Origin of the sequence: Cellulomonas alba (assembly GCF_030362835.1) — a bacterium.
In the GTDB taxonomy this organism is placed as follows: Bacteria; Actinomycetota; Actinomycetes; order Actinomycetales; family Cellulomonadaceae; genus Cellulomonas; species Cellulomonas alba.
In genome coordinates this window covers 2,674,681-2,699,308 of the sequence record NZ_JAUCGQ010000001.1, presented here as the reverse complement: position 1 = coordinate 2,699,308, position 24,628 = coordinate 2,674,681, and the positions used below count along the sequence as shown (strand labels likewise).

Genomic DNA, 24,628 nt, shown 5'->3' with positions numbered 1-24,628 from the left:
CCGCTACCTTGGCCCCATGACCGGCACGAGGGCGTCCACGACCTTCGACCCGGCGGACGAGACCGCCTGGTCCGACCTCGAGACCGCCGTCCGGGACTGGGTCGCGGACGACCCGGACCCGCAGACGGCCGACGAGCTGCGCCGCCTGCTCGGCCTCGCCGACGGCGAGGTCCCGCGGCACCCGGGCGACCCGTCACCCGAGGAGCGGCAGCGCATCGACGCGCGGCGCGCGGCCCGCGAGGAGCTGGCCGACCGGTTCGGCGCGACGCTGCAGTTCGGCACGGCGGGCCTGCGTGGCGCGCTCGGCGGCGGCCCGAACCGGATGAACCGCGCGGTCGTGATCCGCGCGGCCGCCGGGCTCGCGGCGTACCTCGGGCGCGAGCTCGACGGGGTGTCACCCGCGCCCCGCGTCGTCATCGGGTACGACGCGCGGCACCGGTCGGTCGACTTCGCGCGCGACACCGCGGCCGTGCTCACCGCGGTCGGCATCGAGGCGCTCGTGCTCCCGGGCGCGCAGCCCACCCCGGTCCTCGCGTTCGCGCTGCGCCACCTCGACGCCGACGCGGCCGTGCAGGTCACGGCGTCGCACAACCCGGCCCGCGACAACGGCTACAAGGTCTACCTCGGCGGCCGCGTCGTCACCGACGCCGGTCGCGGGGCGCAGATCGTGCCGCCGTACGACGCGGCGATCGCGGCCGAGATCGCGCACGTGCGGTCCGTCGCGTCGGTGCCGCGCGCCACCGAGGGCTGGACCGTGCTCGGCCGCGAGGTCATCGACGCGTACGCCGCCGCGGTCGCGTCCGCACCGGCGCGCGTGGCGGGGCTGACCGTCGACCCGCTGCTCGCGCGCGAGGTCAAGATCGTGCTGACACCGCTGCACGGCGTCGGCGGCGACCTCGCCGCACGCGTGCTCAACGCGGCGGGCTTCACCGACGTGCTCGTCGTGCCGGAGCAGGCCGACCCGCACCCCGACTTCCCGTCGATCGCATTCCCCAACCCCGAGGAGGCGGGCGCGATCGACCTCGCGCTCGGCCTCGCGTGGGACGAGCGCGCGGACCTCGTGCTCGCGCTCGACCCCGACGCGGACCGGTGCGCGGTCGCGGTGCAGGACCCGCGGGCGCGCGGCCACCTCGGCCCCGACACGGCGCGCGCCGACGGCTGGCGCATGCTCCACGGAGACGAGACGGGTGCGCTGCTCGGTGCCACGATCGCCGACCACTGGCGTTCGACGCCCGACGGTCGCGTCCTCGCGAGCTCGATCGTGTCGTCGCGACTCCTCGAGCGGATCGCCGACGACGCGGGGCTGGGCTACGCACCGACGCTGACGGGCTTCAAGTGGCTGTCGCGCGTCGACGGGCTCGTCTTCGGCTACGAGGAGGCGCTCGGCTACTGCGTCGACCCGGACAACGTGCACGACAAGGACGGGATCTCGGCGGCGCTGCTCCTCGCCACGCTCGCGGCGCGGCTGCGCTCCGAGGGCCGCACGTTCGTCGACGCGCTCGACGACCTCGCCCGCCGGCACGGCCTCCACCTGTCCGGGCAGGTGTCGGGCCGGTTCGACGACGCCGCCCAGATCGTGGAGCGCGTCGAGCGGCTCCGCCAGCACCCGCCGGCGACGCTCGGCGGCTCGCGCGTCGAGATCGTCGTCGACCTCGCGACCGGCAGCGACGCGGACCGGCGCGGGCTGCCGCCCACCGAGGGCGTGCGCCTGACGGCGGCCGACGGGACGCGCGTGGTCGTTCGACCCAGCGGCACCGAGCCGAAGGTGAAGTGCTACCTCGAGGTCGTCGAGCCGGTGGCGCCAGAGGCCGACGTGCACGCGGTGGGCGCGGCCCGCCGCGCCGCGGCCGACCGGCTGCACGCGGTCGAGGCGGACGTCCGGGCGGCGCTCCACCTCTAGCGACCGCCGCGCGGCGGGTCACCGGCCGGGTGTGCAGGTGATCGACGGGACCCGTTTGCCGACGTCCTCGCTCGGCACGGTGCCCTGGAAGTTGAACACCACGTCCTGCCCCGGCCTGACCGTGCCGTTGTACGACTCGTTCTCGGCCGTGACCGCGCGGCCGACCGTGCCGAGCTGGGCGTTCCACACCGACGTGATCTGCTCGCCCTCGGGCATCGTCCAGGCGACCGACCAGCTCGTGACGCCCGCACCCGTCCCGGTGACGCGGACCTGCGCCTGGAACCAGTGCTCGCCCGAGCCGTCGGTCCACGTGGTGTTCGGCGTGTACGTCGCCTGGCACGGACCGGCCGCGACCGGGTCGGGCGGCGCGACCTTGGGCGGTGACGACGTGCCGCCCGTCGGTCCGGTGCCGCCGTGGGCGGGACCGCCGGGCCCACCCCCTCCGCCAGGTCCCGGGCCGGCGCCCGGGCCGGCGTGCGAGCCGCCACCGGTACCGCCGGCGGGGCCGCCGTTCGACCCGCCGGCCGAGCCGTTGCCGGTGCCGTTGCCGGTCCCGTTGCCGGTCCCGCCCGCGCCGGAACCGCCCCCGTGGCCGGCCGGGTGCGTCGCACCGTGCGAGGGCGACGCCGGAGCGGACGGCGTCGCGGGCGCGGTCGGCACGCGCTCGAACGCGAGGTCGGCCGCCGCGAACGGCGTCGCCGGCACGTTCACGTCGGGCAGGTCGTTCGCGCCGTCGCACGTGCGGACCGGCGCGTACCGGGTGTAGACGCCCGCGGCGCACGCGAACGCGACGGTCGCGTCCCCGCCGACGACGACCGAGCCTGCGAGCACGGCCGACGACCGGACCACGGCGACGTCACGGACCACGGCGTCGCCGCGCACCGTCGCGCCGGACTCGACCCACGCCCGGCCCTCGATGCGCGCGTGGTCGAGCACGCGCGCCGTGCCCCGGACCACGGCGTCAGGACCGACGTACGCCGTCCGGGCGACGGTCGCCACGTCGTCGACGAGGCCGCCGCCGTTGGGGTGGCGGTGCATGCCGGGCGGCACGACGTCGGCGCCGTCGTCGACAGTCGCGCCCGTGAGCCGGAACTCGAACGGGTACCGCTCCACGTCGCCCACGCCGTCGGCGGCGCGGTGCGTCGCCCTGGCGCCCGGCGTCCCGACGACCACGAGGTACACGGTCGACTCGCCGGCGTGGAGGGGGAACTGCACCTCGGAGTCGGCCCCGGTCGTCACCGGGCTGTACCGCGCGCTGCCGTCGTCGCGCACCGCGACGAACCCGAAGCTGACGCCGCCCGAGCCGGCCCCGACGTGGGCGCGCAGCCGCATGCGGATCGTCGCGTCCGGCGCGTCCGGTGCGAGCCGGACCAGGTCGTAGCCGTAGTCGGCGGGAGCGAACGCGTCGAGCACGCGGAAGTGGCCCGGGTCCTCGACGTCGGGGACGACCGGCGTCGACCGGTCCGCGAGCAGCGCGGGGTCCATCCGCGCGAGCACCTGGGCGAGGCCCGACGCATCCGAGAAGTCCCACGTCACCGTGCGCATCGCGTACTCGGTGACGTGCCGTGCGAGGTCGCCCTCGGTGAGGCCCGCGATCCGCTGGTAGGCCGACAGCGGGTCCTCCGTGGCGCGCGCCCCGCGCCAGAGCTGGCCCGCGAGCTGCTCGCCGTCCCGGTCGGCGAGGTACCGCAGCAGCAGCCAGCCGCCGTCCCCGAGCCGCGCGCTGCCCCAGTGCAGCTGCGGCGCGCGGATCAGGTCGGACAGGTCCCCGACGCGGCCGGGTGACGCGAGCGACGCGAGGTACGCCGCCGTGACGGGCCAGAACGTGGTCGCCGAGTCGGACGCGAACCCGGCACCCGGCCCGTCGAGCACCGAGAAGTGCTCGACCACCTCGGCGAACCCGCGCGCGAGCTCCCACGACGGGTCGAGGTCCGTGCCGACCGACGTGGTTCCCGCGGAGCCGCCCTCGCCGCGCAGCACCGACGCCTGCACGTGCAGCACCCCGACGCCGTCGCGGACGCCGCCGCGCGCCAGGCGGTCGTGCGCGGCCAGCCCGCCGGTGATCGGCTCGGGCGCGACCGTCGGCGGACCGTCGGACCGCCACGAGCCGTCCACCACGACGAGGACCTTGTGCTTGGCGACCGGGCCGTCGGGCCGCACGACGCGCAGGTCGCCGACGTCGAACGCGTACAGCGCGTCGAGCTGCGCGACCGCGCGCTGCGGGTCGAACCGGAGGTCGCTCGGCGCGTGCGTCGGGTCGATGGCGAGCGCGTCGCCCCACGCGAGCGCGACGTGCTCCCCCTCGAGTACGTGCGCGCGGGACCACGCGTCGCGCAGGGCGGCCGGGACCGACAGCGTCGGCCGCGCGTCGTCGCGGCTCGCGACCGCGAGCCCCGTACCGGCGCCCACGACGAGGACGAGCACGGCCGCGACCAGCGCAGCGAGGCCTCGCCGTCCCACCACGTGTCTCCTCCGACCGTTCGGACGCCGCGCCCGGTTCGCGGGCGACAGAAACTATCGTCACCGCCCCGGGAGGCGCGTCGCGACGTCTACGGGTGAGAAGGCGATGAGAACCGTCAGTAGCCGGCGGCTCCGGCGTCCGCGGGCGCGGGCGCGTCGGACGTCAGGCCGGCCAGCACCGACGCCGTCCCGGACAGCCCGAGGCGGGTCGCGCCGGCCTGGATCATCGCGAGCGCGTCGGCCGCCGTGCGGATGCCGCCCGACGCCTTCACGCCGAGCTGGCCGCCGACGGTGTCGGCCATGGCGCGGACCGCGTGGACGGTCGCGCCGCCCGCGGGGTGGAAGCCGGTCGACGTCTTGACGTAGTCGGCGCCCGCGTCGCGCGCGGCGCGGCACGCCTCGACGAGCTCGTGGTCGCTCAGCGCCGCGGACTCGACGATGACCTTGAGCACCGTCGGGTGCGGCGCGGCGGCGCGGACGGCGGCGATGTCGGCCCGCACCGCGTCGAACTGCCGCGCCTTGGCGGCACCGACGTCGATCACCATGTCGACCTCGTCGGCGCCGTTCGCGACCGCCTGCGCGGCCTCGGCCGCCTTGACCTCGCTGTGGTGCTTGCCGGACGGGAAGCCGCACACCGTGGCGATCTTGAGGGCCTCCGGGACGTCGAGCGGCAGGAACGACGGCGACACGCAGATCGAGTAGACGCCCAGGCGGGCGGCCTCCTCGACGAGCGCGGCCACGTCGGCGGCGGTCGCCTCGGGCTTCAGCAGCGTGTGGTCGACGAACCGCGCCAGCGCGGCCGCGTCGAAGGTGTGGTCGTCGTTCGTCATGCCCGGTGCCTTCCTCCCACGGCCGACGCGTAGGCCGGCCGGATCACGGTGTCGATGAGCGTGGCGCGCTCGTCGGCGTGCAGGAACGCGTTGCCGGCGGCGGTGACCGTCACGTCCCGCAGGTCCTCCAACGTCCAGCCGGCCTCGTCGACGAGCAGCGTGAGCTCGCGCGTCAGGCTCGTCCCGGACTGGAGGCGGTTGTCGGTGTTGATCGTCACGGCGAAGCCGAGCTGCTTGAGCCGGGTCGCCGGGTGCTCCGCCACGGACGGCGCGGCGCCCGTCTGCACGTTCGACGACGGGCACAGCTCGAGCGGCACCCGCCGGTCCCGCACCCAGTGCGCGAGCGGGCCGAGCCGCGTGCCGAGGTCGTCCTCGCCGACGTCGTCGGCGATCCGCACGCCGTGCCCGAGCCGGACGGCGTGCGCGACCTGGAGCGCCTCGGCGATCGACTCGATCCCCGCGCCCTCGCCCGCGTGCACGGTCGCGGGGACGAGCGCGCGGCCCAGCACGGTGAACGCGTCCGCGTGGCGCGAGGGCGGGAAGCCGTCCTCCGGCCCGGCGAGGTCGAAGCCCACGACGCCACGGTCCCGGTGCTCGATCGCGAGGCGGGCGACCTCGTCCCAGCGGTCGGCCTGGCGCATCGCGGTGAGCAGCGTGCCGACGCGGATCGAGCGCTCGTCCTCGGCGGCCGCCGCGACGCCCTGCGCGAGCCCCTCCTGCACGGCGAGCACCACCTCGTCGAGCGACAGGCCGCCCTCGACGTGCTGCTCGGGCGCGTACCGCAGCTCGGCGTAGACGACCCCGTCGGCCGCGAGGTCGAGCACCGCCTCCCGCGCCACCCGGCTCAGGTTCTCGGCCGTCTGCATCACGGCGACGGTGTGCGCGAACGTCTCGAGGTAGCGCTCGAGCGAGCCCGACGACGCCGCGTCGACGAACCAGCGGGCGAGCTCGTCGGGATCGGTCGCGGGGAGCTCGTGGCCCGCGGCGGCGGCGAGCTCGACGATCGTCGCGGGCCGCAGACCGCCGTCGAGGTGGTCGTGCAGGAGCACCTTCGGCAGCCGCGCGACGAGGTCGGGGTCGAGCCCGGACGCCGCGGCGTCGGCCGGCTCCTGCTCGTCGGCGTCAGGCACGTGCGTCGTCGCCGTCGTCCTCGGGCACCTCGGTGTCCTGCTCGACGACGTCGGCCTCGGCGGCCGCGCCGTCGCGGTCGGCGCGCGGGAAGCCCGGGGTGTACTCCTCGGGGTCGCGCGCCTCGTCGTCCTCGTCGTCCGTCAGTCGTGCCGGGGCGTCCGGCGGCGTGGGCTCGAGGCCCGCGTCCCGCCAGGCGTCGTGGCCCGGGACCGTGCTCATGGTTCCTCCTCCGGTGAGCCGGACGACGTGCTGCCGTCGCTGCTCATGCTGCCCCGCGGCGTGACGGGCTGCCAGCCCGCCGAGCACCGGTCGACGCGGCTCGGCCGTCAGGCGCTCACGCGTCCCAGGACGAGCGGGCGGTCGGTCCGTGCCGCGTCCGCGGCGCCGATCGTCACGGCGTCCGCGAGCGCCTCGCGGGCGCGCGCGAACCGGTCGGGGGTGTCGGTGTGCAGCGTCATCAGCGGCTGGCCCGCGCGTACCGCGTCGCCCGGCTTGGCGTGCAGCTCGACGCCCGCGCCCGCCTGGACGGGGTCCTCCTTGCGCGCGCGCCCGGCACCGAGCCGCCACGCCGCGATGCCCACCGCGTACGCATCGAGCTCGGTCAGCACGCCGTCGCTCCCGGCGGTGACGACCTCGGTGTGCCGCGCCACGGGCAGCGGCGCGTCCGCGTCGCCGCCCTGCGCCTCGATCATCGCGCGCCACGCGTCCATGGCCCGGCCGTCCGCGAGGGCGGCCGCAGGGTCGGCGTCGGGCCGGCCGGCGGCGTCGAGCATCTCGCGGGCGAGCGCGAGCGTGAGGTCGACGACGTCGCGCGGGCCGCCGCCCGCGAGCACCTCGATCGACTCGCGGACCTCCAGCGCGTTCCCGGCCGTCAGGCCCAGTGGGGTCGACATGTCGGTGAGCAGCGCGACCGTCGTCACGCCCGCGTCGGTGCCGAGGTCGACCATCGTGCGCGCGAGCTCGGTCGCGCGGTCGAGGTCCTTCATGAAGGCGCCCGAGCCGACCTTCACGTCGAGCACGAGCGCGCCCGTGCCCTCCGCGATCTTCTTGCTCATGATCGAGCTCGCGATCAGCGGGATCGCCTCGACCGTGCCGGTGACGTCGCGCAGCGCGTAGAGCTTGCGGTCGGCGGGCGCGAGGCCCGAGCCGGCCTGGCAGATCACGGCGCCGACGTCCGCGAGCTGCGTCATCAGCTCCTCGTTGCTGAGCGCGGCCCGCCAGCCCGGGATCGACTCGAGCTTGTCGAGCGTGCCGCCCGTGTGGCCCAGCCCGCGGCCCGACAGCTGCGGGACCGCGACGCCGAACACCGCGACGAGCGGCGCGAGCGGGAGCGTGATCTTGTCGCCGACGCCGCCGGTCGAGTGCTTGTCGGCGGTCGGCCGGCCGAGGTCCGCGAACGACATCCGCTCGCCGCTCGCGATCATCGCGGCCGTCCAGCGCGCGATCTCGGCGCGGTCCATGCCGTTGAGCAGGATCGCCATGGCGAGCGCCGACATCTGCTCGTCGGCCACCACGCCGCGCGTGTACGCGTCGAGCACCCAGTCGATCTGCGGGTCCGTCAGCCTGCGGCCGTCGCGCTTCGCGACGATGACGTCGACCGCGTCGAACGGCTCGGTCATGCGCGCGCCTCGCCCGCGCGCTCGACGAGGTCCTCGGGCCCGAACGCGTCCGGCAGCACGTCGGCCATCATCCGCACGCCGCGCACCGTCTCGACGAGCAGGTGCGACCCGCCGTGCTCGTGCAGCAGCTGGCGGCAGCGGCCGCACGGCATCAGCACGTTGCCGGCGCCGTCGACGCACGTGAAGGCGACCAGACGCCCTCCGCCGCCCACCACGAGAGCCGAGACGAGCGAGCACTCGGCGCACAGCGTCACGCCGTACGACGCGTTCTCGACGTTGCACCCGACGACCACGCGGCCGTCGTCGACCAGCGCCGCGGCGCCGACCGGGAACTTCGAGTACGGCACGTAGGCGCGTGCCATCACCTCGGTGGCCGCGGCGCGCAGGGCGTCCCAGTCGAGCTGCGGCGAACCGACGGACTCGTCCGACATGGCGTCACTCCTTGACGTACGGCTCCCCCGCCGCCGCCGGGCCGCGCACGCGGCCGACGAGCCCGGCGACCGCGACGATCGTCACGAGGTACGGGAGCATGAGCATGAGCTGGTTGGGCACGGGCACGTCGAGCACGCTGAGCACCAGCTGCAGCGCGTTCGCGAAGCCGAACAGGAGCGCCGCGCCCAGCGACCCGATCGGCGTCCACCGGCCGAGGATCATCGCGGCGAGCGCGATGTAGCCCTTGCCGGCTGTCATCTCCTGCGCGAACTTGCCGACCGAGCCGAGCGTGAAGAACGCCCCGCCGAGGCCGGCGACCATCGAGCCGAGCAGCACGTTGCGCCAGCGCGTCGCCTGCACGTTGATGCCGACGGTGTCGGCCGCGAGCGGGTGCTCGCCGACCGCGCGGACGCGCAGCCCCCAGCGCGTGCGGAACAGCGAGATCGTCAGCACGACGACCGCGACGTAGAGCAGGTACACGAGGATCGTCTGCCGGAACAGCACCGGGCCGACGACCGGGATGTTCGCGAGCACCGGGATGCTCACGGCCTGCAGCCGGGGCGGGCTGTTCAGCGTCGCCTCGTTCGGCTTGAGCACCGACGCGTACAGGAAGCTCGTCAGGCCGACCGCGAGCACGTTGAGCACGACGCCGACGATGATCTGGTTGACCCGGTACTTGACGGTGAACAGCGCGAGCAGCGACCCGATGAGCAGCCCCGCGACCGGCGCCGCGATCAGGCCCGCGTACACCGAGTGCGTCACGGACGCGACGAGCGCGGCACCGAACGCGCCCGTGAGCAGCTGGCCCTCGATCGCGATGTTGACGACGCCCGCGCGCTCGCCGAGCAGACCGCCCATGGCGCCGAACGCGAGCGGCACGGCCAGCACGAGCGAGCTCTGCAGCAGGCTGACGATCGACACCGACTTGCCGGCGACGGCCCACGTCAGGAACGCGAGCACCCACGCGACGCCGAACACCGCGCCGACCCACCGGCCGGGCTTGTGACCGTCGCGCACGCGCCACGCCGCGTACCCCGCGAGCGCGAGGCAGATCAGGCTGAGCACGATCGCGCCCGCCTTCGACGGGATCGTGAAGTCGGTCAGGTGGAACCACGTCCCGGACGCGCCGATCGCGAACGTCGTCTCCTTGCCGCCCGAGGGCAGCAGGCCGAACAGCACGAGCGCCGCGAGGCCGAGCACGCCGAACGTGATGGGCGCCTTCCACGACCGACGCGCGAGCGGCGAGGGGACCCGCGCGGCGGGCGCCGGCGCGGCGGGACGGGTGTCGACGGCGGCGCTCATGCCGACGCTCCCTTCACGACGGGCTCGGGTCGGACCTTCGCGCGGCGCGGCGCGGTCGGATCGGGCAGGTGGAAGATCGCGCGGACGAGCGGCGGGGCGGCGATGAAGAGCACGACGAGCGCCTGGATGACGAGCACGATGTCGATCGGGGTGCCGGTCGCCGCCTCCATGACGCGGCCGCCGACGTCGAGCCCGCCGTACAGCAGGCCCGCGAGGAAGATGCCGAGCGGCCGCGACCGGCCGAGCAGCGCGACCGTGATCGCGTCGAACCCGAGCGAGCCCGCGATGCCCGCGGAGAGCTGCTTCTCGGTGCCGAGGATCTGCACCGCGCCCGCGAGGCCGGCCAGCGCACCGGACGTGACCATGACGAGCACGATCGTCGTCGAGATGCTCACGCCCGCGGTGCGCGACGCGTGCGGGTTCGAGCCGACGGCCCGGAACCGGAAGCCGATGACGGACCGCGTCATGAGCCACCACACGAAGACCGCCGCGAGGATCGCGACGATGAAGCCCGCGTTGAGCCGCGACCAGTCGCCGAGCAGCAGCGGCAGCTGCGCAGACTCGTCGACGCCGGGGCTCGTCGGCTGGTTCGACCCCGGGATCGTGAACGCGTCGGTCGTCAGCAGGTACGAGAGCAGGTAGAGCGCGACGTAGTTGAGCATGATCGTGACGATCACCTCGTGCGCGCCCGTCCTGGCCCGCAGGAAGCCCGCGATGCCGGCCCAGATCGCGCCGCCGAGGATGCCGCCGACGAGCGCGACCAGCAGGTGGAGCCCGACCGGCAGGTGCCACGCGAACCCGACGTACCCGCCGAGCGTCGCACCGAGGATGACCTGCCCCTGGGCGCCGATGTTGAACAGGCCGGCCCGGAAGCCCACGGCGACGCCGAGCGCGGCGATGATCAGCGGCGTCGCGACCGTCATGGTCTCGGTGAGCGGCCGGATCGCCTGCTGGAACGTCGCGGCGTCGGGGTTGAACACGGCGCCCTTGAACATCGCCGAGTACGCCTGCGTGACCGAGTCCCAGGCCGCGGTGAGCAGGTCGCTCGGCCGGCTGAAGAAGTAGCCCGCGGCCTTCGTGACGTCGGGGTCGACGGCCGCGATGAGGATCCCGCCGATGACGAGCGCGAGCACGAACGCCAGCACGCTGACGCCGATCTCACCCGTCGCGATGCGGCGCAGCATCGAGGCCGCGCGGTCCTCGGACGTCGCCCCGCCGGCGGGCGCGCCGGGCGTCGGCGCCTCGGGCTGCGGCATCCCGATGGTGGGGCTGGTCGCCCCGGGGAGGATCTCGTCGCTCACGGCTGAACCTTCCTCGCCGTCACAGGCCGGCGGTCGGGTGCTCGGCGGCCTGCTGCTCCGCCTCGGACTGCGGGACGCCGGCCATCATCAGGCCGAGCACGTCGCGCGGCGTGTCCGCCGGGACGATGCCGACGATGCGTCCGCGGTACATCACCGCAATCCGGTCGGCGAGCTCGACGACCTCGTCGAGCTCGGTCGAGACGATGAGCACCGGCGTGCCGTTGTCGCGCTCCGCGACGATCCGGCGGTGCAGGAACTCGATCGAGCCGACGTCGACGCCGCGCGTCGGCTGGCTCGCGACGAAGAGCTTGAGCGGCCGGGACAGCTCGCGCGCGAGCACGACCTTCTGCTGGTTGCCGCCCGACAGCCGGCCCGCGGCCTGCGCCGGTCCCTGCGTGCGGATGTCGAACTCGTCGATGCGGTGCTCGGCGTTGCGCCGGATCGCGCCGAGGTTGAGCGCGCCGCCGCGCGAGTACGCGGGCGTGTGCACCAGGTCGAGCACGAGGTTCTCCTCGACCGTGAAGTCGCCGACGAGCCCGTCGACCGAGCGGTCCTCCGGCACGAAGCCGACGCCCGCGTCGAGCACCTCGCGCGGCGACAGGCCGACGAGGTCGCGACCCTCGAGCCGGACGGATCCCGCGATCGGCGGCGTCAGCCCGAGCAGCGCCTCCGCGAGCTCGGTCTGGCCGTTGCCCTGGACGCCCGCGACCGTGAGGATCTCGCCGCGCGCCAGGTCGAACGAGACGTCGTCGAGCACCACGCTCCCCGCGGCGTCGAGCACCGTCAGGTTGCGGACCTCGAAGGTCGTGTCACCCGGCTGCGCGGGCGCCTTGCCGAGCGACAGCGAGACCGCGCGCCCGACCATCATCGAGGCGAGCTCGGTCTCCGCCGCGTCGGGGGACGCCGAGCCGACGACGCGCCCGCGCCGGATCACCGTGATGACGTCGGCGACTGCGCGGACCTCGCGGAGCTTGTGGGTGATGAAGACGATCGACGTCCCCGCGTCGCGCAGCTGGCGCATGATGCCGATGAGCTCGTCGGTCTCCTGCGGCGTCAGCACGGCCGTCGGCTCGTCGAGGATCAGGACCTTCGCGTCACGCGCGAGCGCCTTGACGATCTCGACGCGCTGCTGGACGCCGACCGGCAGGTCCTCGACGACGGCGTCGGGGTCGAGCTCGAAGCCGAACCGGGCGGCGAGCTCGCGGACGCGCGTCCGCGCCGCCTCGAGGTCGAGCAGCCCGGCCGACTTCGTGGCCTCGTGGCCGAGCATGACGTTCTCGGCGACGGTGAAGACCGGGACGAGCATGAAGTGCTGGTGCACCATGCCGATGCCGGCCGCGAGCGCGTCGCCCGGACCCTCGAAGGTCCGTTCCTCGTCGTCGAGGAGGATCTCGCCCTCGTCGGCGGAGTAGAGGCCGAACAGGACGTTCATCAGCGTCGACTTGCCGGCGCCGTTCTCTCCGAGCAGCGCGTGGATCTGACCGGGCTCGACCACGAGGTCGATGTGGTCGTTCGCCACGAGCGGACCGAAGGACTTCGTGATGCCGCGGAGCTCGAGCTTCACGGGGGGCGCCTCCTTCGTGCGACCGGCACCAGCGACGATATCCGCACCCAGGTCAGGGCGCGTAGGGGAACGCGACGACGCCGGCCCGGTTCGACCGGGCCGGCGTCGTGCGTGGACTACTTGGGCGAGCTCGGGGACGTGACGGTGATCTTGCCGTCGATGATGTCCTGCTGGAGCTGCTTCACCTCGTCCTTGAGGTCCTGCGGGACCTTCGAGTCGAAGTTGTGGAACGGCGCGATGCCGACGCCCTCGTTCTTCAGCGTGCCGACGTACGGCTCGTTGCTGAAGTTGCCGCCGGACGAGGCCTTCACGACGTCCTGGACCGCCTGGCCGATCTGCTTCATGACCGAGGTCAGGATGATGTCGGCCGAGTCGGGGTTGGTCTCGACACCGTCGGAGTCGACCCAGATCACCGAGATCGCCTTGCCCGCCGTGTTGGCGTCGTGCGCCGCGGCGAGGGTGCCGCCGCCGACCGGGCCGGCCACCGGCAGGATGATGTCGGCACCCTGGTCGATGAACGTGTTGGTGAGCTGCTGGCCCTTGCTCTGGTCCTCGAAGTCACCCGTGAACGAGCCCTGCTTCGGCTTCGCCGGGTCCCAGCCGAGCACCTTGACGCTCTTCGAGTGGACCTCGTTGTACTTCTGGACGCCGTCGTAGAAGCCGTCCATGAAGATCGTGACCGTCGGGATGTTGATGCCACCGAAGGTCGCGACCGTGCCGGTCTTCGTCATGCCCGCGGCGACGTAGCCCGCGAGGTAGGCGGCCTGGACCGTGTCGAAGCTGATCGGCTTGACGTTGTCGAGCGCGATCGTGTTGCCCTTGGCGTCCTGCGCCGTCGAGTCGACGATCGCGAAGTCGACGTTCGGGTTCGCCTTCCCCGCGTCACCGGTGGCGGTCGCCAGCAGGAAGCCGACGGTGACCACCAGGTTGCAGTTCTGGCCGATCATGTTCTGGATGTTCGGAGCGAAGTCCGACGCCTGCTTGGACTCGGCCGTCGCGGTCTGGATGCCGAGGTCCTTCGACGCCTGCATCAGGCCGTTGTAGCCCGACTCGTTGAACGACTTGTCGTTGAAGCCGCCCGAGTCCGAGACCATGCAGGCCTTGAAGTTCGACGTCGTCGCCGTCGAGCCCGGGGTCGTGCCGGCCGTGCCGGTGGACTCCGAGGACGGGGCGCTGCCACAGGCCGCCAGAACCAGGGCGACCGCCCCGCTCAGTGCGGCCACACCGAGGATCTTCTTCACGCGAGGCTCTCCTGCTTCTCGTCTGGGAGCATCCGGCCCGGGCACAGCACTGTCCAGGGTCTCGGATGGCGATGCCTCGGACGTTAGCCCTCGGGCTGTGAACCGCATGTTACTGAGCCGTATCCCCGGAGGTTCCGTTATCGATTCGGAACATGTGCCCAGGTGACGGACCCGGGGTCTCACGATCCGGACCGGCGCGCGTCCGGGACCGGCGTGCCGGCGCTCTACACCCCGCCGGCCAGCCACGCCGCGCGCGCGAGGAGCAGCGCCCCTGCCTCGACCGCGCGCTCGTCGATCCGCAGGTCGCCCTGGTGGATGTCGAACGAGTGCCCGCCGGGCGTGCGGGTTCCGAGCCGCGCGAGCGCGCCGGGGACACGCGTCAGGTACCAGGCGAAGTCCTCGCCGCCCAGCGACTGCTCGGTCAGCTGCACGGAGTCGGGCCCGAGCACGTCCCGCGCCGCCGCCTCGAGCACGCCGGTCGCGCGCTCGTCGTTGTCGACCGGCGGCACGCCACGCTGGTGACGCACCTCGACCTCGACGCCGAGCGCCGTCGTCGCCTGGACGACCGCCTCGTGGAACACGGCCGACGCCTTCTCCCACGCCCGCACGTCGAGGCACCGCAGCGTGCCCTTGACGACGCCCGAGGTCGGCACCGCGTTGGGCGCCGTGCCCGCCGAGATCGCGCCCCACGTGAGGTTCACACCGCTCCGCGGGTCGAGCCGCCGGCCCAGGACGGCGGGCACCTGCGTCACGACCTGGCCGAGCGCGAACACGACGTCCGCCGTCAGGTGCGGCCGGGACGTGTGGCCGCCCGGTCCCGTGACGACCACGGTGACCTCGTCGCTGGCCGAGGTGATCGGGCCGATGCGCGTGCCGACCTTGCCGACGTCGACCTTCGGGTCCGTGTGCACGGCATAGATCTGGCCGACGCCGTCGAGCGCCCCCGCGGCGACGACGTCGAGCGCGCCGCCGGGCTGCACCTCCTCGGCGGGCTGGAAGATCAGGCGCACGCCGGTCCGGAGCTGCCCTGCGGTCGCGAGCTCGGCGAGCAGCAGCCCCGCGCCGAGCACCGCCGTGGTGTGCAGGTCGTGCCCGCAGGCGTGCGCGATCCCGCGGTTCCGCGACGCCCACGGCACGCCCGACGTGTCGGGCAGCGGCAGCGCGTCGAGGTCCGCGCGCACGCCGATCCGCTTCCGGCCGGTGACCGTCGGGCCCGGGCCGATGTCGCAGATGAGCCCGGCTCCCGGCAGCAGCACGGGCTCGAGCCCCGCGACGCGGAGCCGGTCGGCGACGACCTTGGTCGTGCGCTCCTCGGTCCGCGCGAGCTCCGGGTGGGCGTGCAGGTCGCGGCGGATCTCGACGAGCTCGTCCCGCAACGTCGCCACGGTCTCCGCCAGACGGCGTACCGCCGGCTCGGTCGGCGCGGGCCGCAGGTCCTCGAGCGGTCCGACGGCATGGTGGGAGGAGGTCGACACCCTGTCGAGCCTAGCCGTGGCAGGCGCCGACCCCGTGGGCCGTTCGCGCCCGGCATCGGCAGCGCGCGCCGACCCGCCGAGCCGTGCCGGCCGGCCCGCGGGATGCTCGAGCATCGGATCACGACGACGTGGGAGGCAGGTCATGGAGTTCCGCATCGAGCTGGTGTTCGTCCCGGTCAGCGACGTCGACCGCGCCAAGGCGTTCTACGCCCAGCAGGTGGGGTTCCACGTCGACCACGACCAGACCGTCAGCCCCGAGCTGCGGTTCGTGCAGCTCACACCTGACGGCTCGGCGTGCTCGATCGCGATCGGGACCGGCCTGGTCGACACGGCGCCCGGGTCGCTCAAAGGCGTCCAGATGGTCGTCGACGACGCCGACGCGGCGCGCGCGCACCTCGTCGGCAACGGGGTCGACGCGACGCCGGTGCAGGACCTGGCGTGGGGCCGGTTCACGACGTTCAAGGACCCCGACGGCAACGAGTGGACCCTCCAGGAGCTGCCGGAGCGGATGCGGCAGTGAGCCGGCGGCGGCGTCAGGTCGAGCCACCGTTCGCGCCCGCACCGTGACCGCTCGGGCTCGTGACCGCTCGGGCTGCCGCAGGTCGTTGAGCCCGGGCGTCCCTGCGCGAGCCGCCTCCGTCATTCCACCGCGTGCGGCTCGAACCGGTGCGGCGGGGTCGGTGGTCGCGCCGGGCGCCAGGCGCGAGCGGCGTCCAGCCACGCGGGTGGGCTGATCCACGGCAGACCGCCAGCCATCCGGACCCGCCACCCCGAGCGGTCGATCGTCCGGTGGTGGTGCCAGCACAGGAGCACCCCGTTGTCGGTGTGCGTGCCCTGAGGGTCGTCCGCGTGCGGCACGACGTGGTGCACCTCGCACCACGCCGGCGGCACGGAGCACCCCGGGATGACGCAGCCGCCGTCGCGGACGGCGATCGCGCGACGCTGCGCGCCCGTGAAGCACCGATCCGGCGACCACAGACCGACGATCCGCCCCGCGCCGTCCACGCTCACGCGCTGGATCGCGCCCGCGCAACCGAGGTGCCGCGCGACGTCGATGCGGACCGCCCCGCCGTCCTCGGAGTGCGCGACGCCCGAGCTCGACTGAAGGTCGTCTGCTCGGGCGACGACCACCAGCGTCGGAGCGTTTCCGGCGACGGAGGGCGCGTCGACGACGCGCGTCGCCACGGTGATCGCCGTGGCGAGGACGTCGTGGAGGATCTGGGCGCGGCTGCGCGTCTCGGCCGCGGCCGCCGGCTCGGCCACAGACGCCTCTTCGGCCCGAGGCGGAGGCGACCCCTTGCCCGCCGGCGATGACGCCGCGTCCTCCTGGGCAGCCAGCGACGACGCCTGGTCGCAGCCGCGCGCCCGCTCGCCTGCGCACGTGGTCGGGTCGGGGACCGGCGCGGTGCGCGGGCTCGTCCACGCTTCGGCGTACCGCCGCAGGGTCGCGGCGACCTCCGGCAGCAGCAGGCCGCTGACCGGCACGAGGCCGCGGCGCGCGGCGTGGAGGGTGAGGAACCGCCGTTCGTCGTCACGCTCGTCGGGTGCCGCGCCGTCGGGGTCCAGGTACTCCGCCCAGACCCTGGCCTGCAGACGGATCGCGTCAGCGTCGAGCACCGGGACGGTGCGCGTCAGTCGGGGACTCGTGCCGTCCGGGGCGTCGTCGCGCGGGTCGTCAGCCGTGTCGGTGTCGAGGACGGTGTCGAGGTCGGTCCCGGTGTCGGGCGCTCCCGTGGCGTCGCCCTCGGCTTCGCCTCCGCTCCCCCACCGCTCGACCGCCGAAGCGACGAGCTCGCGCTCCGCTGCGGCGACGTGCTCGGCGGGCGCGACCCGCAGCGTCGGCTCGAGGGCCGCGACGATCGCCCGAGCGCCGTCGACGCCGAGCGAGCCGGCACGGAGCGCGGCGCCCACCGCGTCGAACCGCGCCGGCAGGCGACCCCCGGTCAGTGCGCGGTCCTCCCGCGTCGCCAGTCCGAGCCTGATGCGCTGCCCCGCAGTAGCACCGGCGACGCCGGTGAGCCGTTGCACCGCCTCGCTCGCGGTCCGGCAGCCCAGCCGCGCCGACAACCGCTCGCCGCCGAGATCGCGTCGCGACCGGTGCGCCACCTCGGCCGCCACCCGCACCCGGGCAGTGTCCAGACGGCGGCCCGCGGCCTCGAGGTCGGCGACCGCGCGGACCAGCTCGGCATCGTCGAGCGACCCGGCACGCTCGGCGGCGCGGAGCGCCGCGTCGCCTGCGCTCGCACTCGCCGCCGATTCGTACATACGTGCGATTCTACGCGCCACTCATCGCGGAAACAAGCCCTGACCTGCGGAAATACATCCACAGGCTGGCACCTGTGGGCGGCTCGACGCGCGGCTCGCGGCGCTAGAGCAGGTCGTCGCGCCCGCGATCGCGCCAGGCGTCGACCGCCGCCTTCACGTCCTGCGCGTGCGCGCGCGTCGTCACGAGCACCGCATCCGGCGTGTCGACGACCACCGCGTCCGGGACTCCGACCACCGACACCGTGCGACCGTCGGCCGTCACCACGAACGCGCCCGGCGACCCGCTGCGGAGCACCGCGGCCGCGTCCCCCAGCGTGGGCCCGTCGCCGTCGCCGGCGTCCGATGCGAAGCCGGGGGGCACGAGCCCCGCGAGCGACGCGAAGTCGCCCACGTCGTCCCAGTCGAAGTCGCCCGGCACCACGGCCACGCCGCCCGCGGCCGCCACCGGCTCGGCGATCGCATGGTCGATCGCGATGCGCGTCAGGCCGGGCCAGACCCGGGCGAGCACCTCGTCACGCGCCGGCGCGTCCCACGCCGCAGCGATCTCGCGGAGCCCGTCGTGCAGCGCCGGGAGCTGGGCGCGCAGGTGGTCGAGCAGGACGGCAGCGCGCACGACGAACATGCCCGCGTTCCACCGGTACTCCCCCGTCGCGAGGTAGGCGGCGGCGGTCTCGGCGTCCGGCTTCTCCGTGAAGCCCGCCGCGAGCCGTACCGACGGGGCGTCCGCCAGGTCGAGCCCGGCGCCGGCGCGCACGTAGCCGAACGCCGTCGACGGCCCCGTCGCCGCGATCCCGATCGTCACGACGTACCCCGCGCGAGCGGCGACGACCGCCTCGCGGACCGCGCGCTGGAACGCCTCGGCCCCGGCGATCACGTGGTCGGCCGCGAACGAGCCGAGCACGACGTCGTCCCCGTGGCGCTCGAGCAGCACGGCAGCCGCCAGTCCGATCGCCGCCATCGAGTCCCGCGGCGACGGCTCGGCCAGCACGTTCGCGCCCCCGAGCCCGGGCAGCTGCTCGGCGACCGCCTCGGCGTGGCGCTCGCCGGTGACGACCAGCACGTTGCCGTCCCCCGTGAGCGGCGCGAGACGGTCGACCGTCGCCTGCAGCAGGGTCCGCCCGGAGCCCGTCAGGTCGAGGAGGAACTTCGGACGACCAGCGCGCGAGAGCGGCCACAGCCGCGTTCCCGCGCCGCCGGCCGGGATGACCGCGTGGAAACCGTCGATGGGGTCGGGCGTCGCGCCCGGCTCCGCCGTCGCCACGCTCGAGGACTCGTCAGGCTGGCTCGGCATGACGGAAAGGCTAGCCATCCGCGCAGCGCGTCCCACGATGTGGGATGGGTCACAACCCGGGACCTTGGGCCCGCGCGGGGCAGGCGTGACGGTTCGGTGTCATTACAGTGAGTGCGACAAGGACGCCGACGTCCGACGCAGTGACTTCCCGGGAGGCTCCCCCATGCCCACGGTGCCCGCGAAGGCGCCCGACAAAGCGCCCGCCGGAACGCTCTACCGAGGGCGCGAAGGCATGTGGTCGTGGGTCGCGCACCGCGTGACCGGCGTCGTCATCTTCTTCTTCCTGCTGGTGCACGTGCTGGACACGGCGCTCGTGCGGGTGTCACCGGGCGACTACAACGCCGTGATCGGCACGTACAAGAACCCGATCATGGGCCTCGGCGAGGCCGGCCTGGTCGCCGCCATCGTGTTCCACGCGTTCAACGGCATCCGCATCATCCTGGTCGACTTCTGGGCCAAGGGTCCGAAGCACCAGCGCCGGATGCTGTGGATCGTCGTCGCCCTCTGGGTCGTCACGATGGCCGGCTTCCTGCCCCGTCACCTCATGCACGTCTTCGGGGGCAACTGATGACGCTGATCGCCGATCCCAAGGCCCCGCGCCCGCCGAAGGCAGGCCCCGGTCGTCGCACCACCCGCGGCAACGTCGAGCTCTACGGCTGGGTGTTCATGCGCGTCTCGGGCGTGCTGCTCCTCGTGCTGATCTTCGGCCACCTGTTCGTCAACCTCGTCACGGGCGAGGGCGTCAAGGCGATCGACTTCGCGTTCGTCGCCGGCAAGTGGGCGTCGCCGTTCTGGCAGGTCTGGGACCTGCTGATGCTGTGGCTCGCCATGATCCACGGCACGAACGGCGTGCGGACGATCATCAACGACTACGCCGAGAAGGACACGACGCGCCTCGTCCTGAAGTCGCTCGTCGGGCTCGCGTTCCTCGTCGTGGTCGTGCTCGGGACGCTCGTGATCTTCACGTTCAACCCGTGCCCGCACGGCGTCGCCGCTGACCTGCTGCCCTCGTTCTGCACCGCCGGCTGATCGCTCGACCCCACGAGCCGCAGACCAGCCACCCCAGTCGCACCAGTAAGGAACCCCATGCAGACGCATCAGTACGACGTCGTGATCGTCGGCGCTGGCGGCGCGGGCATGCGTGCGGCGCTCGAGTCCTCGACCCGGGTGCGCACGGCCGTCATCTCCAAGCTCTACCCCACGCGTTCCCACACGGGCGCCGCGCAGGGCGGCATGTGCGCCGCGCTGGCGAACGTCGAGGAGGACAACTGGGAGTGGCACACGTTCGACACCGTCAAGGGCGGTGACTACCTGGTCGACCAGGACGCCGCCGAGGTGATGGCCAAAGAGGCCATCGACGCGGTGCTCGACCTGGAGAAGATGGGCCTGCCGTTCAACCGCACGCCCGAGGGCAAGATCGACCAGCGCCGGTTCGGCGGCCACACGCGCAACCACGGCGAGGCAGCCGTCCGCCGGTCCTGCTACGCCGCGGACCGCACGGGCCACATGATCCTGCAGACGCTGTACCAGCAGTGCGTCAAGAACGAGGTCGAGTTCTACAACGAGTTCTACGTGCTCGACCTCCTCGTCGACCACGACCTCGCGGCGGGCCACGTGCCCGAGGGCGAGGAGGTCAACGTCAGCGGCGTCGTGGCCTACGAGCTCGCCACGGGCGAGATCCACGTCTTCCAGGCCAAGTCCGTCGTCATCGCGACGGGTGGCGCCGGCAAGATCTTCAAGACGACCTCCAACGCGCACACCCTGACCGGTGACGGCATGGCGCTCGCCTACCGCCGCGGCATCCCGCTCGAGGACATGGAGTTCTTCCAGTTCCACCCGACGGGCCTCGCGGGGCTCGGCATCCTGCTCTCGGAGGCCGCGCGCGGCGAGGGCGGCATCCTCCGCAACGCCGACGGCGAGCGGTTCATGGAGCGGTACGCGCCGACCATCAAGGACCTGGCGCCGCGCGACATCGTCGCCCGCTCGATGGCGAACGAGGTCCGCGAGGGCCGCGGCGCGGGCCCGAACAAGGACTACGTCCTGCTCGACCTCACGCATCTCGAGCCCGCGCACATCGACGCGAAGCTGCCGGACATCACCGAGTTCGCGCGCACCTACCTCGGCATCGAGCCGTACACCGAGCCGGTGCCCGTCTACCCGACCGCGCACTACGCGATGGGCGGCATCCCGACGAACATCGAGGGCGAGGTCCTGCGCAACTCGAACGACGTGATCCGCGGCCTGTACGCCGCGGGCGAGGTCGCGTGCGTGTCCGTGCACGGCTCGAACCGTCTCGGCACCAACTCGCTGCTCGACATCAACGTGTTCGGCAAGCGCGCCGGCATCTCGGCGGCGCACTACGCCGTCGGTGCGTCGTTCGTCGACCTGCCCGAGAGCCCGGCGGTCGACGTCGTGGCGGAGCTCGAGCAGATCCGCGTGCGCCCCGACGGCGAGCGCGTGGCGGACCTCCGCAAGGCGCTGCAGGAGACGATGGACGCGAACGCGCAGGTGTTCCGCACCCGGGAGTCCCTGCAGCAGGCGCTCGCCGACATCAAGGCGCTGCACAAGCGGTTCCGCGCCGTCTCGGTGCAGGACAAGTCGAAGACGTTCAACACCGACCTCCTCGAGGCCGTCGAGCTGGGCTTCCTGCTCGACATCGCCGAGACCGTCGTGGTCGGCGCGCTCAACCGTGACGAGTCGCGCGGCGGGCACTTCCGCGAGGACTTCCCGAAGCGCGACGACGAGAACTACATGCGCCACACGATGGCCTACCGGCGCCCGCTGCCCGCCAAGGGCGGCCGCCAGTGGCAGTCGGGCGCCGACGGCGACCACGACGGCGCGTTCGCGTACACCGAGGTCTTCGACGACTACCAGCTCGTGCTGGGCTCCAAGCCCGTCACCGTGACCCGCTACCAGCCGATGGAGCGTAAGTACTGATGACCGCTGTTGCTGAGGCACCCTCGAAGATCGGCGAGGTTCCGTCGTTCACCGTCACCCTGCGCGTGCTGCGGCACCTGCCGGCTGACGACGGCGAGCTCGCCGAGCGCTGGGACGAGTTCCAGGTGCAGGCGCACGGCACCGACCGCGTGCTCGACGCGCTGCACCAGGTCAAGTGGGAGCAGGACGGCTCGCTGACGTTCCGCCGCTCGTGCGCGCACGGCGTGTGCGGGTCGGACGCGATGCGCATCAACGGCCGCAACCGGCTCGCGTGCAAGACGCTGCTCAAGGACCTCGACCCGAGCAAGCCGATCACCGTCGAGCCCATCAAGGGCCTGCCGGTGATCAAGGACCTCGTCGTCGACATGGAGCCGTTCTTCGCCAGCTACCGCGAGATCATGCCGTTCCTCATCACGACGGGGAACGAGCCGACGCGTGAGCGCCTGCAGTCGGCCGAGCAGCGCGAGCGGTTCGACGACACGACCAAGTGCATCCTCTGCGCCGCGTGCACCTCGAGCTGCCCGGTGTTCTGGACCGACGGCCAGTACTTCGGCCCCGCCGCGATCGTGAACGCGCACCGGTTCATCTTCGACTCGCGTGACGAGGGCGGCGCGCAGCGCCTGGAGATCCTCAACGACAAGGAGGGCGTGTGGCGCTGCCGCACGACCTTCAACTGCACCGAGGCGTGCCCGCGGGGGATCCAGGTGACGAAGGCGATCCAAGAAGTGAAGCGCGCGATGATCACGCGCGCGTTCTGACCCAGCCGCACGGAAGGCCGCGGAGAGGCGAGTGAAGCGGGCGATGATCACGCGCGCCTTCTGACCCAGCCGCGCGGAAGGCCGCGGAGAGGCGAGCGAAGCGCGCGATGATCACGCGCGCGTTCTGAGCCGTTCGGCCCTGGTCAGGCCGCGGCACCGGGTGTGGGCTGGGCGCATGACGCTGAACCGGGAGTGGCACGACGCGCACGAGCTCGGCCAGGGTGCACCGATGGACGCGCGCGTCGCGTGGCACCTCGAGCACGCGCAGGAGTGCGGGTGCCGCGAGATCCCGCGGACGGTGCGCGAGGAGCTCGCGCGGCGGGGGATCGACGAGCCAGAGCGACGCCGGGACTGACGCCGACCGGGCTGGACCGGGCCGGACCGGGCCGGCGCGGGCAAGACCGAGCCGGGTGTCGGTGGCCTCCCCTAGCCTGGCGCGCGTGATCGACCGAGCGACGCTGCCCCTGATCCTGTCGGGCTACGACGACGCGTGGACGCGCCTCGACGCGCGGCTCGACGGGCTGACCCAGGACGAGTACCTGTGGGAGCCCGTCGCGGGCATGTGGTCGGTGCGGCCGGTTCCCGGCGGCGGCTGGCGCGTCGACCACGTCCGCCCCGAGCCCGAGCCGCCGCCCGTGACGACGATCGCCTGGCGGCTCTGGCACCTCGCGTCGGACTGCCTCGCCGACTACCTGCGCGCGAGCGACGTTCCGCGCCCGATCCAGCCCTCCGGCGCTGCGTGGTACGGCGAGGTCGGACCTGCGCTGACCGATCTGCGCGCGTCCGCCGCGGCCTTCCGCTCGACGATGGAAGGCCTCGGCGAGGACGGCATCTGGGAGCAGATGGGACCGCGCTGGGGCCCGTTCGCGGAGTCGCCGTGGGCGGCGCTCGTGGTGCACGCGACCGACGAGCTCGCGCACCACGGCGCCGAGCTGGCGCTGCTGCGCGACCTGTACCGGTCGTGGGGAGCATGACGGACCCATCCGACGGACCGCTCGCACCGAACTCAGGGTGACAGCGCGACGGTGAGCCCACGGGCGCCGCCGCCTCACCCGAGGAATCGAGGTCCCGACATGGGTCAGTCCCCGAACCGCATCATCGGCACCGCCTTCGGCGCGGTCTACCTCCTGGTCGGCATCGCGGGCTTCTTCGTCACGCCCGGCGTCGACTTCGCCGCCACGAGCGGCAAGACGCTGATCGTGTTCGCGGTCAACCCGCTGCACAACGTGGTCCACCTGCTGATCGGCGCAGCACTGCTGGCCGCCGCCCTCGCCTCGGCGTCGGCCGCGCGCGCGGTGAACACGACCGTCGGCGCGGTGTACCTGCTGGTCGGCATCGTCGGCCTGTTCCTCGTCGGGTCGTCGGCGAACATCCTGGCGCTCAACGGCGCCGACAACGTGCTCCACTTCGCGAGCGCGGTGCTCCTGCTGGGCGTCGGACTCGCCGCCGACCGCGCGGCCACGTCGGAGCGCCTGGCTCGCGCGTGACGGAGGTCGCGATGCTGACCACCGGCCACCCGGGCGCCCACCGGGGCGGCTTCGCCGACGGCGAGCCGCTTGCCGCGTTCGTCCGACGCACCTGGCTCGGCTACGGCGTTCTCGCCGCGGCGCTGGTCCGGCTCGCCGTGGCATCCGAGCATCTCAGCGATCACGCGCTGATCGGCGTGACCGCCGCGGTGTGGGGCGCGGCCGAGCTGGGCTGGGCCGGTACCGCGCTCCGCGGACCGCTGCGCGCACGCCGGACGGCGTTCTTCGGGCTCGCCCTGGGCGCGGTCGGCTGGGTGCTCGTCCTGCCCACCGCGGGAGTGGTGGGTGTGGCAGACGCCGTGGTGGTCGGGCTCGAGCTCGTCTGCGCCCTGGTCCTCGCCGTGGACCTGCGGCTCGGGCCGCGCGCCCGGGCCCGGCCCGTGCGGGCGGGTGTCTGGGGCCGCCTCGGCCTCCTGGCGCTGGGCGCGCTGGTCGCGGCGCTCATCACCGTCCCGACGCTCGCGACGACCGAGGCGGGGGCGCACGCGACGATGCCCGGGATGGGCGGGATGCCGGGGATGAGCGGCACCGGCCACCACTGAGCCCGCCTCGTGTGGGCGTCGGGTCGGCACTCGGGCGCAACGGCGCCTGCGAGC

Annotated in this window: 23 protein-coding genes; 10 read left to right on the top strand and 13 right to left on the bottom strand. The window is 73.7% G+C overall.

The features are described 5' to 3' along the window. Positions 1-16 precede the first annotated feature (16 nt). Positions 17-1,900 (top strand): phospho-sugar mutase, encoded by a 1,884-nt coding sequence (locus QRT04_RS12280; protein WP_289455568.1) that lies wholly within the window; start codon positions 17-19, stop codon positions 1,898-1,900. An 18-nt stretch (positions 1,901-1,918) separates the two neighbouring features. Here QRT04_RS12280 and QRT04_RS12275 read toward each other — a convergent pair whose 3' ends face one another. From QRT04_RS12275 to QRT04_RS12225, 11 genes are all read right to left on the bottom strand, one after another. After that, complete coding sequence (locus QRT04_RS12275) at positions 1,919-4,363, bottom strand: DUF6055 domain-containing protein (RefSeq protein WP_289455567.1); 2,445 nt, start codon at positions 4,361-4,363, stop codon at positions 1,919-1,921. Positions 4,364-4,476: 113 nt separating this feature from the next. Further along, positions 4,477-5,190, bottom strand: a complete 714-nt coding sequence (gene deoC / locus QRT04_RS12270; protein WP_289455566.1) for a deoxyribose-phosphate aldolase — start codon at positions 5,188-5,190, stop codon at positions 4,477-4,479. Next, positions 5,187-6,320: an adenosine deaminase gene (locus QRT04_RS12265; protein WP_289455565.1), complete on the bottom strand. Its 1,134-nt coding sequence runs from the start codon at positions 6,318-6,320 to the stop codon at positions 5,187-5,189. Before QRT04_RS12265 ends, deoC begins: the two co-directional genes overlap by 4 nt. Further along, complete coding sequence (locus tag QRT04_RS12260) at positions 6,313-6,540, bottom strand: hypothetical protein (protein WP_289455563.1); 228 nt, start codon at positions 6,538-6,540, stop codon at positions 6,313-6,315. The genes QRT04_RS12265 and QRT04_RS12260 overlap by 8 nt, the downstream gene beginning before the upstream one ends. A gap of 107 nt (positions 6,541-6,647) precedes the next feature. Further along, positions 6,648-7,940, bottom strand: coding sequence for a thymidine phosphorylase (locus QRT04_RS12255; RefSeq protein WP_289455562.1), 1,293 nt, complete (start codon positions 7,938-7,940; stop codon positions 6,648-6,650). After that, positions 7,937-8,371 carry a cytidine deaminase gene (locus QRT04_RS12250; protein ID WP_289455561.1) on the bottom strand — a complete coding sequence of 145 codons (435 nt, stop codon included), beginning with the start codon at positions 8,369-8,371 and terminating at the stop codon, positions 7,937-7,939. Before QRT04_RS12250 ends, QRT04_RS12255 begins: the two co-directional genes overlap by 4 nt. Before the next feature lie 4 nt (positions 8,372-8,375). Further along, the gene (locus QRT04_RS12245; RefSeq protein WP_289455559.1) at positions 8,376-9,674 is read right to left on the bottom strand and encodes an ABC transporter permease; all 1,299 of its coding nucleotides are present in this window, start codon (positions 9,672-9,674) and stop codon (positions 8,376-8,378) included. Continuing rightward, positions 9,671-10,930, bottom strand: a complete 1,260-nt coding sequence (locus QRT04_RS12240; protein ID WP_407653617.1) for an ABC transporter permease — start codon at positions 10,928-10,930, stop codon at positions 9,671-9,673. Before QRT04_RS12240 ends, QRT04_RS12245 begins: the two co-directional genes overlap by 4 nt. 64 nt (positions 10,931-10,994) lie before the next feature. Continuing rightward, positions 10,995-12,539, bottom strand: a complete 1,545-nt coding sequence (locus QRT04_RS12235) for an ABC transporter ATP-binding protein (RefSeq protein WP_289455557.1) — start codon at positions 12,537-12,539, stop codon at positions 10,995-10,997. Between the two features lie 116 nt (positions 12,540-12,655). Beyond that, positions 12,656-13,780, bottom strand: coding sequence for a BMP family lipoprotein (locus QRT04_RS12230; RefSeq protein ID WP_289455556.1), 1,125 nt, complete (start codon positions 13,778-13,780; stop codon positions 12,656-12,658). A gap of 224 nt (positions 13,781-14,004) precedes the next feature. After that, positions 14,005-15,255, bottom strand: a complete 1,251-nt coding sequence (locus QRT04_RS12225; RefSeq protein ID WP_407653597.1) for an amidohydrolase — start codon at positions 15,253-15,255, stop codon at positions 14,005-14,007. A gap of 142 nt (positions 15,256-15,397) precedes the next feature. Here QRT04_RS12225 and QRT04_RS12220 point away from each other — a divergent pair, with 142 nt between their 5' ends. Next, positions 15,398-15,775, top strand: coding sequence for a VOC family protein (locus QRT04_RS12220; RefSeq protein ID WP_289455555.1), 378 nt, complete (start codon positions 15,398-15,400; stop codon positions 15,773-15,775). A 119-nt stretch (positions 15,776-15,894) separates the two neighbouring features. Here QRT04_RS12220 and QRT04_RS12215 read toward each other — a convergent pair whose 3' ends face one another. Beyond that, on the bottom strand, positions 15,895-17,520 hold the full coding sequence (locus QRT04_RS12215) for an HNH endonuclease signature motif containing protein (protein WP_289455554.1): 1,626 nt from the start codon (positions 17,518-17,520) through the stop codon (positions 15,895-15,897). 103 nt (positions 17,521-17,623) lie between these two features. After that, complete coding sequence (locus QRT04_RS12210) at positions 17,624-18,811, bottom strand: mannose-1-phosphate guanylyltransferase (RefSeq protein WP_289455552.1); 1,188 nt, start codon at positions 18,809-18,811, stop codon at positions 17,624-17,626. Positions 18,812-18,974: 163 nt separating this feature from the next. Between QRT04_RS12210 and sdhC the strand changes: the two genes are divergently transcribed. From sdhC to QRT04_RS12170, 8 genes are all read left to right on the top strand, one after another. Further along, on the top strand, positions 18,975-19,379 hold the full coding sequence (gene sdhC / locus QRT04_RS12205) for a succinate dehydrogenase, cytochrome b556 subunit (protein ID WP_289455551.1): 405 nt from the start codon (positions 18,975-18,977) through the stop codon (positions 19,377-19,379). After that, entirely contained in the window at positions 19,379-19,840 is a 462-nt protein-coding gene (gene sdhD, locus QRT04_RS12200; protein WP_289455550.1) for a succinate dehydrogenase, hydrophobic membrane anchor protein, read from the top strand. Before sdhC ends, sdhD begins: the two co-directional genes overlap by 1 nt. Positions 19,841-19,897: 57 nt before the next feature. Beyond that, complete coding sequence (gene sdhA, locus QRT04_RS12195; protein WP_289455549.1) at positions 19,898-21,748, top strand: succinate dehydrogenase flavoprotein subunit; 1,851 nt, start codon at positions 19,898-19,900, stop codon at positions 21,746-21,748. Beyond that, positions 21,748-22,506: a succinate dehydrogenase iron-sulfur subunit gene (locus QRT04_RS12190; RefSeq protein ID WP_289455548.1), complete on the top strand. Its 759-nt coding sequence runs from the start codon at positions 21,748-21,750 to the stop codon at positions 22,504-22,506. Before sdhA ends, QRT04_RS12190 begins: the two co-directional genes overlap by 1 nt. Before the next feature lie 175 nt (positions 22,507-22,681). Next, positions 22,682-22,861 carry a hypothetical protein gene (locus tag QRT04_RS12185; RefSeq protein ID WP_289455547.1) on the top strand — a complete coding sequence of 60 codons (180 nt, stop codon included), beginning with the start codon at positions 22,682-22,684 and terminating at the stop codon, positions 22,859-22,861. 85 nt (positions 22,862-22,946) lie between these two features. Next, positions 22,947-23,480 carry a DinB family protein gene (locus QRT04_RS12180; protein WP_289455546.1) on the top strand — a complete coding sequence of 178 codons (534 nt, stop codon included), beginning with the start codon at positions 22,947-22,949 and terminating at the stop codon, positions 23,478-23,480. A 99-nt stretch (positions 23,481-23,579) separates the two neighbouring features. Next, positions 23,580-23,993 carry a DUF4383 domain-containing protein gene (locus QRT04_RS12175; RefSeq protein WP_289455545.1) on the top strand — a complete coding sequence of 138 codons (414 nt, stop codon included), beginning with the start codon at positions 23,580-23,582 and terminating at the stop codon, positions 23,991-23,993. A gap of 11 nt (positions 23,994-24,004) precedes the next feature. Continuing rightward, complete coding sequence (locus QRT04_RS12170; RefSeq protein ID WP_289455543.1) at positions 24,005-24,574, top strand: hypothetical protein; 570 nt, start codon at positions 24,005-24,007, stop codon at positions 24,572-24,574. Positions 24,575-24,628: the final 54 nt, after the last annotated feature.